This is a genomic window from Streptomyces sp. SID14515 (genome assembly GCF_010548505.1).
Taxonomy (GTDB): Bacteria; Actinomycetota; Actinomycetes; order Streptomycetales; family Streptomycetaceae; genus Streptomyces; species Streptomyces caviscabies.
Genome location: NZ_JAAGMH010000098.1, coordinates 45,454 through 56,518, shown reverse-complemented (window position 1 = coordinate 56,518; position 11,065 = coordinate 45,454). Strand labels below are relative to the sequence as shown.

Below are 11,065 nucleotides of genomic sequence, written 5' to 3'. Positions count from 1 at the left end.
GCTCCACCTCCGCGAGCCTGCGCCGCAGCGCCCCGGCGAGCGGCCGGGCCGCCGCGCCCAGGTGGCCCACCGCGAACCCCACGTCGTGCGCCACCTGCGGCAGCTCCAGCGCCGCCGCGAGCGCGGGCACCGCACGGGCGTCGCCGAGGCGGGTCAGGGCCTTCACCGTGGAGCCGAGCCCGGGCGGACCGCTGGCCCAGGACTTCACCCAGCTCCCGGGATCGGCGGCCAGCCGGGCGGCCAGGGCGTCGGCGGCGGGCGCGGCGAGGCCGAACAGCTCCTCCAGGACATGGGACGCGGCCTCGGCCAGCCGGGGTTCGGGATCGGAGAGCTGATCGCCGACGAGCGCCACCAGCTCCTCGTACGGGCCGCGCCAGGCCCGTATGAGCCCGCCGCTCATCCGTACGGCGTCGATGCGCTGGCGGCGGTCCGGGCTGCGCAACTGGTCGGCGAGCAGCGCGGTGCGGTCGCCCACCCGGTCGTCGAGGCCGACGTGCAGGGTGCGCAGCAGATCGGCGGCCCAAGGGGTACCGCGCCCGGCGCTCTCCGTGCTCCCGGCGTTCTCGGCGCTCTCCGTGTTGACCTGGGCGGACAGCGACCGCAGCCGCCCCACGAGGGTCGGCGCCGCGATCTGCTCGCCCCGACCGGCCTCCGCCGCGAGCGCCGACTCGGAGTCGACCGGCTCGGAGTTCACGGGCTCGGAGTTCACCGGCTCGGAGTTCACGGGGTCGGAGTTCACGGGGTCCGGGTCCTGAGTCCGGTCGGGGTCGGGCTTCCGGTCGGGGTCATGCTTCCGGTCGGAGGCCGGGGCCAGGGCCGGGCCGGGGTCCGGGGCCCGATCATGACCCGGCTCGCCGCCCTTCCCCTCCTCCCGCTCCGGAACGGCACGCTCCTCCGGCGCCGAACGCATCTCGCGCAGCAGCCCCGAGACCACCGGCACCACATCACCGGGCAGCCCGTCGGGCGAACACCGCGCCAACTGGGCCAGGGCCGCGAGCCGCAGCCCCGGCGAGTGCGCCCGGGACGCCAGCCGGCCCAGCCACTCCGCGGCCCGCCCCGCCAGCGGCCGGTGCCGCAGCGCGACCCGGCCGGCCGCCTCCACGAGGGCGAGCCGCACCTCCTCGTCGGGCTCCACCGGCAGCCGCTCCCGGAGCAGCGCGAGCACCCGCACGGGGTGCCGGTGCAGCGTGGCGAGCGCCAGCGGGGCCGCGAGCCGTACGCCGGGGTCCTCGTCGGCGATCAGCTCGAAGAACACCCCCGCGCCCGCGGTGACCGCGGCGGCCGCCATCGCGTAGTTCGCGGCACCCTCGATCTCGTCCTCGTCGATCTCCGCCTCGTCGTCCTCGTCGAGGTCGAAGCCGCCGATGCTGGTGAGCAGTTCGACCACGCTGCCCCGGTCCTGCACGCCCGGATCCACGACCAGCTCGAACAGGAACGGGATGCACGCGAGCGTGCACGCGTACACATCGCCCTGGTGGTGGACCGCGCCGTACATGCCGTCGAGCGCCGCCTCCCGCACCGCCGGATCGTCGGAGGCGAGCCCCCGCAGAAGCTCCGGCACATCGTCGGCAGGCCCGTAGGCATGCTCCATCGAGGCCCAGTCGACCTCGTCGATCCCCGAGAACACGCCATCCCCTCCCCACGACCACGACAGCGCCCGGACCGGCGCGCCCGATGGCGCGCCCTTGTCCATCACACCCCTCCCGGCGCGCCCCGTAGAAAGCGCCTGCGCAGAGTGTGCACCACCGCTCCGACAATCCACCCGCCACTTGTGGCCTTTCCTCGGGCCGTAACGAGGTCATGACCCGGTCAAGACGATTCGGCTGTGGATTCCCTGTGGACAGGGGTGCCCCCCGGGGGTTTCCAGGGCCCTTCCGGGGTTCACACGGGCAGCGGACGCGCCCGCTCCGGATCGTTCAGCGGGGCGAGCAGATCGCCGTGCCGGTCCAGCCGGGCGGCCATGTCCCCGGCGCGGAACACCAGGGCCCCGGCCTCCCGGCACTCCGCGATCTCGTCCCAGGCGACCGGGGCCGAGACGGTGGGCTCGGTCCGGGCCCGCAGGGTGTAGGGCGTGGCGGTCGTCTTCGCCGCGGCGTTCTGGCTGAAGTCGACGAAGACCTTGCCCGGCCGCAGGGCGCGCTTCATCCGGTGCAGCGCCAGCTCCGGCAGGGCCGCCTCCGCCTCCACCGCGAGCCGCTTCGCGTACGCCGACACCTCGCCGGAGGGGGTGGGCTCCAGCGGGACCAGCAGATGCAGCCCTTTGGACCCGGACGTCTTCCCGTACGCGAACAGCCCGTCGGCCGCGAGGCGCTCCCGCAGCCAGAGCGCCACCGTGCAGCACTCCACGACGGTCGCGGGGGAGCCGGGGTCCAGGTCGAAGACCATCCGGTCGGCGACCTCCGGCGCGTCCGTGCGCCACTGCGGGGTGTGGAACTCCACCACCAGGTTGGCCGCCCACATGAGCGAGGCCAGATCCCGCACGACCACCTGCCGGGCGTTCTGGTCCTCGCTCCGGGGAACGGCGGCGGTGGCCACCCAGGCGGGCGTACCGGGCGGCGGATTCTTGGTGAAGAAGAGCTGGCCGCCCGGCCCGTCCGGATACCGCAGGAAGGACACGGGGCGGTCGCGCAGATGGGGCAGGATCACGCCGCTCACGGTCGCCGCGTAGTAGTGCAGCACCTCGCCCTTGGTGGTCCCGGTGGCCGGATAGAGGACCTTGTCGAGATTGCTGAGCGAGACCCGTCGCCCCTCCACCTCGGTGATCGGCGTCATACGATAAGAGTCACACGAAAACCCTCCGAACTGTGCTTGGCGGTCAAAAGGGGTGAACGGTGAGGTCCATATGGAACGGCGCGATCTCCTTCGGGCTGGTCAGCATCCCGATCAAGCTGGTCAACGCCACCGAGAACCACTCGATCCACTTCCGGCAGATCCACCTCGCCGACGGTGGCCGGATCCGGTACCGCAAGGTCTGTGAACTGGACGAGGAGGAGGTCGGGACCGGCGAGATCGGCAAGGCCTACGAGGACGCCGACGGCACGATGATCCCGATCACCGACGAGGACCTCGCCCAGCTCCCGCTGCCCACGGCGAAGACCATCGAGATCGTCGCCTTCGTGCCCGCCGACCAGATCGACCCGCTCCAGATGGACGCGGCGTACTACCTCTCCGCCAACGGCGTCCCGGCCGCCAAGCCGTACACCCTGCTCCGCGAGGCCCTGAAGCGCAGCAACAAGGTCGCCGTCGCCAAGTACGCCCTGCGCGGCCGTGAACGGCTCGGCATGCTCCGCGTCGTCGACGATGTGATCGCCATGCACGGCCTCCTGTGGCCGGACGAGATCCGCGCCCCCGAGGGCGTCGCCCCGGACGGCGACGTCACGGTCCGCGACGCCGAACTCGACCTGGCGGACGCCCTGATGGACACGCTCGGCGAGGTCGACATGGACAGCCTCCACGACGACTACCGGGAGGCGGTGGAGGAACTCATCGCCGCGAAGGCCTCCGGCGGGAGCGTGCGCCCCGCCGAGACCGAGGACGCCGGCGGCGGCAAGGTCATCGACCTGATCGCGGCCCTGGAGAACAGCGTGCAGGCGGCCAAGAAGTCCCGGGGCGAGCAGTCCGCCGAGGCGGCGGACGAGGGCGACGGCGACGGAGAGATGGCCGACGTCCACCCCATCAAGAAGGCATCCGGAAAGTCCGCCGGGAAGCCCTCGGGGAAGTCGTCCGGGGGAACCACGAAGAAGACCACGCACCGCACCCCGACCGGCAAGACGGTCACCCGCTCCGGAAGCTCCACGGCGAAGAAGTCCGCCCCCAAGTCCACCGGCGCGAAGAAGTCCACGTCGACGGCGAAGAAGTCCTCCGGAAGCACCGGAAGCACCGGAAGCACCGGAAGCGCCGGAAGCGGCGGAAGCCGGGCGACCGGAAAGAAGACCGCGGCGAAGAAGACGTCGTCGAGCGGCGGCACCACGGCGAAGAAGACGGCGTCCACACGCAAACGCGCCTCGGCCTGAGGCCGCTTCAGCCCTTCAGCCCTCGGCGCGGCCCCCGCTCCCCGCTCTCGTACGCCCCCCGTACGCTACGGCCCATGAGCGAAGAGGCCCCTGCGAGACGGGTGATCGACGGTCGCTTCACGCTGGTGGAGCGGCTCGGCAGCGGTGGTATGGGCATGGTCTGGCGGGCCCGGGACGAGGCGCTCCACCGCGATGTCGCGCTCAAGGAAGTACGGCCCCCGGACCCGGCGCTCGCGGAGTACGACCCCGAAGGGGCCCGCACGCTGCGCGCCCGGGTGTTGCGCGAGGCCCGTGCCCTGGCCCGGGTCGACCATCCCAACGTGGTCACCGTCCACCACATCGTCGACCCCGGCGAGGAGGGCTACCCGTGGATCGTGATGGAGCTGGTGGCCGGCTCCTCCCTGCACGAACGGCTCGCCGCCGGGCCCATGGAGCCCGCCGAGGCCGCCGAACTGGGGCGCGGCATCCTCTCCGCCCTCCGCGCCGCTCACGCCTCCGGCATCCAGCACCGTGACGTCAAGCCCGCCAACGTGCTCCTGCGCACCGACGGCCGCCCCGTCCTCACCGACTTCGGCATCGCCGCGATCCGGGAGTCGACGAGCCTCACCGCCACCGGCGCCCTCATCGGCTCGCCCGACTACATAGCCCCCGAGCGCATCCGGGGCACCGAGGGCGACCCGTCCTCCGACCTCTGGTCGCTCGGCATGATGCTGTACGTCGCCGTCGAGGGCCGCCACCCGCTGCGCCGGGCCACCACCCTGGCGACGCTGGCCGCCGTGCTCGACGAGGAGATCCCGCCGCCGGTACGCGCCGGGGCCCTCACCCCGGTGCTGAGCGCGCTCCTCACCCGGAACATCCCGGCCCGCCCGGACGCCGAGGCCCTCGACCGCATGCTGGCCGAGGCCGCGCGCACCGGCGGGAGCCCGGCCCCGACCCCCACCGAGCCCGTACGGGAACAGCCCGCGCAGCCCGGGTCCGCGCACCCCGGGTCCGTACACACCACGCCCACGCAGACGGCCGCCGTGTCTCCGCCCGGTGCGCCGGAGGATCGTGTACCTACGGGCTACGGCCACGGCTACCAACAGGTCGTCACCGGCCCGTCCCGCACCCCGGGCACCCCGGAAGAGCGCGAGCGCCGGGACCTGCGCCGCGTCCGGATGATCAGCGCCGCCTCGTCCGTCGTCTCGGCCGTGGTCATCGCGGGCGTCATCCTCTGGATGGTCGACCCGTTCTCCTCCAAGGGCTCCGACGGCGACGAGCGCCCCCGCGACCGGGCGAGCGCGCCCCAGGCATCGGCTCCGGCGCCGAACCCGGTCACCGACGGCTCCGACGAGCCCGGCCCGTCCGACGAGCAGGACGTACCGGAGGCCGAGGACCTGCTGACCCCGGACGGGGCGCGGGCGGCGATCAAGGCGCTCAAGCCGCTCATGGGCGGGACGAAGGTCACCGACTTCACCCTCTACGACGCGCACGCCTCGGCGCAGGCACCGTTGAAGTCCAACTCCGCGCTGTACGACCGCTTCAGCTACCGCGACGGCCGGGCGAAGAACGACGAGATGGGCGGCACGCGGATGTCGGGGGACACCACGGTCGACCTGAACTCCGTCGACTGGGACGCGCTGCCCGCCCTGCTGAACACGGCGGAGAAGACGCTCAACGTCCCGGACCCGGAGAGCCGTTATGTGATCGTGGACCCCTCCTCGCCCTTCCACGAAGACCGCCCGGTGCTGCGCGTCTACGTCTCCGACTCGCACGGCGGCGCCTTCCTCACCGCAGGCCTGGACGGACGGGTCATCGAGAAGAACCCGCGTCCCAAGGGCTGACCACCGGCTTGACCGGGTCCGGTATCAGGGGCGGGTCCAGCCCGAACGGATTCCGCTCGATGACGTAGGTGCAGCTGGTGTACGTGTAGCCCGGCTGGACCTTCGTGCCCGAGGAGTAGCTGTCCACCCCGGCGGTCGCGCCCGTGCCGTGCTTGTAAAGGAAGTGGTACTCCCCGGCGGGAAGCTGAAGCCGTGCCTTCGGGTAGCTCCTGCCGCTCGCCTTGCAGGCCTGCCGCCCTCCGGCGGAGGCGCTGTACCGCTTGCAGCCGGCACAGGCTTTGAGCGTGACGGTGCCGGTGACCGGGCCGGTGTAGAGCACCTCTACCGCGTTCGGCGCGTCATTGCTGATGACCAGCTCCATCCGGGCCCCGCCGGGCCGCTTCGTCGGCGGCAGCCGCTTGCCCGCCGCCGGCCGGTCGTCGGCGATCTCCGCGGCGATGGCGATGTCCCGCGCCTGCCGCACCCGCCCGTCGCTCTTGTACGTCCGCGCGAAATCGGTCAGCGTCGTGCGCGCGTCGCCGAACTTCTCGTCCTTGAACTGGTCGACCCCGCAGGCGTACGTCCCGTTCAGGACGCCCCGGTCCGCATCGGCGCGCAGCGACTTCACACTCTCGGCGGGGAGCCCGGACGCGGTGGCGCCGAGGCTGCGCAGCACCGTGGTGGCCGCACACGGCTCGGCCCCCTTCAACGCCTTCACCTGGGCCTTGATCCGCTCGTCGATCGCCGGCCCCACCTGCTGCGCGGACGCGGACTCGGGGAACGTACGCAACAACTCGCCCAGCTCCGTGCCGCCTCCGCCCGCCGCGCCCAGGCGCGAGACCCCGCAGCCGTACAGCGACTCGGCGAGAGGCTCGTCGGGCCAGGAGGCCAGGGCCCCGAGAAGCTTCGCGTCGACCGAGTCCGGCAGCGTCCGCAGATAGGTCAACGGCTCCACGGCTTCGCAGTGCCGCTTCTTCGCGTACGGGGCGGAGACGGCGTCGTAATACGTCTTCAGACGGTCCGGGACCAGCTTCGCGGCCCGGGAGCCGGGATGGTCGTCGCCGAGCGCGCGATAGACGTCGAGCCCCTTCTCGTAGTCACCCTTCGCCGAGCCGAACGGCTGCCGCGAGGCCGCCGCGACCCGCTCGTCACCGGCCGCCAGCCGGTCCAGCAGCATCTGCTCCCGCGCCTCGTCCCGCGCGGAGCCGTACACCGCCGCCCCGCCCGTCGGCACGGCCAGCAGCACCACCCCGAGCCCGACCGCCAGGACGGGCCGCCACGCCCCGCCCAGCGCCGAACGCCGGGCGATCCGGGCCCCGTCGGCGGCGGCGAGCACCAGCACCAGCAGATACCCGGCGAGGACGCCCCCGGGCACCCCGTCCGGATCGGCGGGCAACGCCACCCACAACAGCATTGCCGTGGCCGCCCAGCACCCGGCCGCCCGCACCCAGCGCCCCAACAGGGCGTAGCCCAGCCCGAGTCCGGTCAGATTGAGCAGCGCGGCCCCGACCGCGCGCAGCGCCGCACCGGGCGGCGGCGGTCCGACGGAAGGCGCGTGAGAAGGCGGCGGCGGCACGGCCCCGCCGGCCCCGTACCCCGCAACCCCGTAATGATCACCGGACTCCATACGGTCCCCCCACCGTCGAGCCTCATAGGTCCCCGACACTCTGCCCGGATCCGCCCCGTTCCACGCCACAGCCGATGGGTGATTTTCTATCGGTTCGTCGGTGATCGATCCGATGCATGATCTGGGCGGACATGCACGTGACGAGGCCGTCGGATGCCCGACATTCACTCGAACGAAAATACAGTTCGACAAGGGGCCACCACGCCCGCAAGGATCATGCCCGTCGGCTCCGCGGAGCCCGGCAATCCGTTCGTGCAGATCCGTTCGCGCCGTCAACTCGGCCTATGAAGAAAGTGATTCGGAGAGACATGTTCTCGATCGACCAATGGATGTGGTGAGCCCGCACGGCCTGACCGGCCCTGTCGGCAGAGGGTGATCACAGACCCTCACTCGAACGGGACCGGCTGCCCGCACCGTCAGGCGCCGGTCCACTTCGTCTCCTCCAGCAACAGCCGCCGCAGGCTCTCCGCCTCGGCCTCGGAGCCCAGGCTCCGGTACACCCCCTCCGCCCTCCTGCCGTACTCCACGGCCAGGTCGCCCCGGTGCGTGCTCAGCGCCGCACGCGCGAGACCTTCCAGCGCCCGCGCCGCGGCGGGACGGGAGCCGGTGCGTTCGGTCAGGCGGAGCGCCTGACCGTAGACCTCCAGGGCCACGTCCGGCCGGCCCGCCGACCGGTGGACGTCGGCCACGCCGAGCAGGGCCCTGGTGCGCTCGTAGGCGCTGTCGATCCGCCGCGCGACCTCCTCCGCCAGGGTGAAGTGCAGCAGCGCCCCGTCGTCGTCACCGCTCGCGGCGTGCGCCGCGCCCAGGCTGATCAGGGCGTTCGCCTCGCCCAGCGAGTCCCCCCGGGAGCGGTGGCTCTCCAGCGCCCGCCGGAAACCCGCCAGTGCCCGCGGAGTGTCGCCCATGGCCTGGTACACGGCGCCGAGATTCGTGTCCAGGATCGCCAGCTCCTGCGCCCCGCTGTGCAGCCGGGCCAGCACCCTCGACCGTTCGAAGTGGTCGTGGGCGTGCTCGATGCGGCCCTGGAGGTGGTGGATCTCGCCGACGTTGTTGTGCGCGCGGATCTGCCCCAGCAGATCACCCGTCCCCTCGTGGATCTGCAGCGTGAGGCGCGCCCGGCCGAGCGCCTCGTCGTACCGGCCTTCGTAATACAGCGCCGCGCCCTCGATGTTGAGGCAGTCCGCCTCGCCGTGCAGATCGCCCAGGGAGCGGTAGAGCGCCAGCGCCCGCGCCACCATGCGCAGCGCCGGGCCGGTGTGCCCGGCGGCCAGGTGCGCACGGCTCGCCTGAAGCGAACTGTCGGCGCACCCCGCGGGGTCGTCGAGATCCTGGAACAGGGTCAGCGCCTCGCCCGCGCAGCTCAGCGCCTCCCCGGGCCCCGTCTGCGCCAGTACGTCCGCCGCCTCCACCAGCGTCTGCGCCAGCAGCAGCGGATTGCCCCGGGAGCGCAGCGCCTCCACGGCCGCGCCGTACAGCTCGTTGGTGACCGCCCAACTGCCCCAGATCCTGAGCGAGGGGGCGAGCGCGTGCGGGAAGAGCGCCGCGTGGTCCGGGTCCTCCGCGGCCGCCGTACGCGCGGCGGCCAGCAGGTTGGCCCGCTCGGCGTCCAGCCAGGCCGCCGCCTCCTGGGCGTCGCCGAACTCGGGCGCGTACACCGACAGCTGCTCGGGCTCCAGGGCCCGGCGGCGCGGATGGGTGAGCCGGTGGGCCCGGTGCGCGGAGGTGAGGCAGTACCCGAGGAGCCTGCCGACGGCTTCGCCGCGAGCGCTCTCCGGTTCCTCGGCGGAGGACATGCGCAGCGCGAACGCCCTTGTCAGGTCGTGCAGTTGATAGCGGCCGAGCACCGGCTCCGCCAGCAGATGGCAGTCCAGCAGCTCCTCGATGCTGCGCCGTACGCCCTCGGACCCGCCGCCGGGTCCGAGCCCGGTTCCCCGCCCCGCCAGGGCGGCCGCGGCCGCCGCCGTGATGTCGGGCCCCGGGTGCAGCGCGAGCAGCCGCAGCAAGCGGCGTGTGCCCGGCGCGAGCTCCGCGTAGGAGAAGCGGAACGCCGAGACGAACACCTCCTCGTCGAGCTCGTCCAGCGGGTCGCTCGACTGCGCCAGCCGCTCCAGGAGATGGCGCAGGTCCCAGATCTCCCGGTGCCGGAAGCGGCCCGCGAGCAGCGTCGTGGCCAGCGGATGGCGGCCGCAGGCGTCCACCAGCAGCTCCAGCGCCTCCGGGTCGCGGGAGGTGCGGGCGGTGCCCGCGATCCGGGTGAACAGGGCCGCCGCCTCCCGGGCCGACAGCGCGTCCAGCAGCAGGGACGTGGCGCCGTCCAGCGCGGAGAGCCGGTTGCGGCTCGTCACGATCGCCAGACACCCGGCCGAACCGGGCAGCAGCGGACGGACCTGGGCGGCGTCCCGCGCGTTGTCGAGCACCACCAGCACCCGGTTGCGCGCGGTCCACTCCCGCCATGCGGCCGCCCGCCCGTCGAGGGTGTCCGGCAACGTGCCGTCGGCCCCTGCGGCACGCAGCAGCAGAGCCAGCGCCTCGGCCGGGTCCAGGGGCCGCCGCCCGCTGAACCCGTGCAGATCTACGTACAGCTGACCGGCCGGATAGTCCTCGGCCAGCCGGTGCGCGGCGTGCACCGCCAGCGCGGTCTTGCCGATGCCGGGCATCCCGTGGAGCACGGCGAGCGGCAGCGCGTACCCGTCGGCCCCGGCGACGCCCTCGCGCAGCGACGTCAGCTCCCGCGTCCGGCCGGTGAAGTCCCGGGTGTCGCGGGGGAGGTTGTTGCGGACCGAGGGGGCGGGCGAGGACCGCGCGACCGGGGCGGCGGGCGATGCCGGAGGAGTGGGCGATGCCGGGGGAGCGGGCGCGGGAGTGAGGGTGGCGGAGGCCCTGACGGTGACGGCCGCCGACCGGGGCTCCGTCAGGTCCCGGTCCTGTTCCAGGATCCGCTGGTGCAGCGCCCGCAGCTCGGGCCCCGGATCCATGCCGAGCCCCTCCCGCAGGCGGGTGTGCGTCGTGCGATAGAGCTCCAGCGCCTCGCTGTGCCGCCCGCTGCGGTGGAGCGCCAGCATCAGGGAGCCGACCACCCCTTCCGCCAGCGGGCTCTCCGCCGCCAACTCGCGCAGCTCACCGATGAGATCGGCATGCCGGCCGAGCTCCAGCTCCAGCCGGATGCGCTCCTCCCGGACATGGCGGTGATCCTCCATCAGCCGCGCACGCACCGACGCCGCCCACTCGCCGGAGCTCTCCGGCAGCGGCTCGCCCCGCCACATGCTCTCGGCGGTCCGCAGCAGCCCGATCGCCCAGTCCGTGCGGCCCTGCTCCGCCGCCACGGCCGCCTCGGCGCGGAACCGCTGGAAACGGACCAGGTCCAGATCGTTGCGGTCGTTCATCCGGAGCCGGTACAGCCGGGGCGGCACATGGTCCACGCGCAGAAGCGCCGGCCCCACCGCGGCGTCCAGACGCCGACGCAGTTTGGAGAGGTACGTCTGGAGCGTCGCCGGTCCTTTGGGAGGAGGTTCGTCGCCCCAGACCCGCTCCATGAGCGTGTCCACGGCGACCGGTTCTCCGCGCGCGTGTACCAGAACCGCGAGCACGCAGCGGTGTTTCACCGAACCGAGCATGTGCTC

The 11,065-nt window shown here is 73.1% G+C and carries 6 protein-coding genes; 2 read left to right on the top strand and 4 right to left on the bottom strand.

The window, feature by feature from the left end:
• Positions 1-1,627 (bottom strand): PBS lyase (locus G3I54_RS39050; RefSeq protein WP_343240390.1); only part of this gene is annotated, 1,627 nt, incomplete at its 3' end.
• 254 nt (positions 1,628-1,881) lie between these two features.
• Positions 1,882-2,772: a non-homologous end-joining DNA ligase gene (gene ligD, locus G3I54_RS22225; protein WP_164616629.1), complete on the bottom strand. Its 891-nt coding sequence runs from the start codon at positions 2,770-2,772 to the stop codon at positions 1,882-1,884.
• Between the two features lie 59 nt (positions 2,773-2,831).
• Between ligD and G3I54_RS22220 the strand changes: the two genes are divergently transcribed.
• Positions 2,832-4,013, top strand: a complete 1,182-nt coding sequence (locus tag G3I54_RS22220) for a Ku protein (protein WP_164616628.1) — start codon at positions 2,832-2,834, stop codon at positions 4,011-4,013.
• A gap of 74 nt (positions 4,014-4,087) precedes the next feature.
• On the top strand, positions 4,088-5,836 hold the full coding sequence (locus G3I54_RS22215; protein ID WP_203686944.1) for a serine/threonine-protein kinase: 1,749 nt from the start codon (positions 4,088-4,090) through the stop codon (positions 5,834-5,836).
• Here G3I54_RS22215 and G3I54_RS22210 read toward each other — a convergent pair.
• Complete coding sequence (locus G3I54_RS22210; protein ID WP_239144501.1) at positions 5,805-7,442, bottom strand: hypothetical protein; 1,638 nt, start codon at positions 7,440-7,442, stop codon at positions 5,805-5,807. The two genes, G3I54_RS22215 and G3I54_RS22210, sit on opposite strands and share 32 nt — an antisense overlap.
• A gap of 416 nt (positions 7,443-7,858) precedes the next feature.
• Complete coding sequence (locus tag G3I54_RS22205) at positions 7,859-11,059, bottom strand: BTAD domain-containing putative transcriptional regulator (protein WP_343240389.1); 3,201 nt, start codon at positions 11,057-11,059, stop codon at positions 7,859-7,861.
• Between the last annotated feature and the right edge of the window lie 6 nt (positions 11,060-11,065).

Coding starts and splice junctions, on each gene's coding strand:
- G3I54_RS22215 (WP_203686944.1), top strand. CDS start 4,088: ATGAGCGAAGAGGCCCCTGCGAGACGGGTGATCGACGGTCGCTTCACG.
- G3I54_RS22210 (WP_239144501.1), bottom strand. CDS start 7,442: ATGGAGTCCGGTGATCATTACGGGGTTGCGGGGTACGGGGCCGGCGGG.
- ligD (WP_164616629.1), bottom strand. CDS start 2,772: ATGACGCCGATCACCGAGGTGGAGGGGCGACGGGTCTCGCTCAGCAAT.
- G3I54_RS22205 (WP_343240389.1), bottom strand. CDS start 11,059: ATGCTCGGTTCGGTGAAACACCGCTGCGTGCTCGCGGTTCTGGTACAC.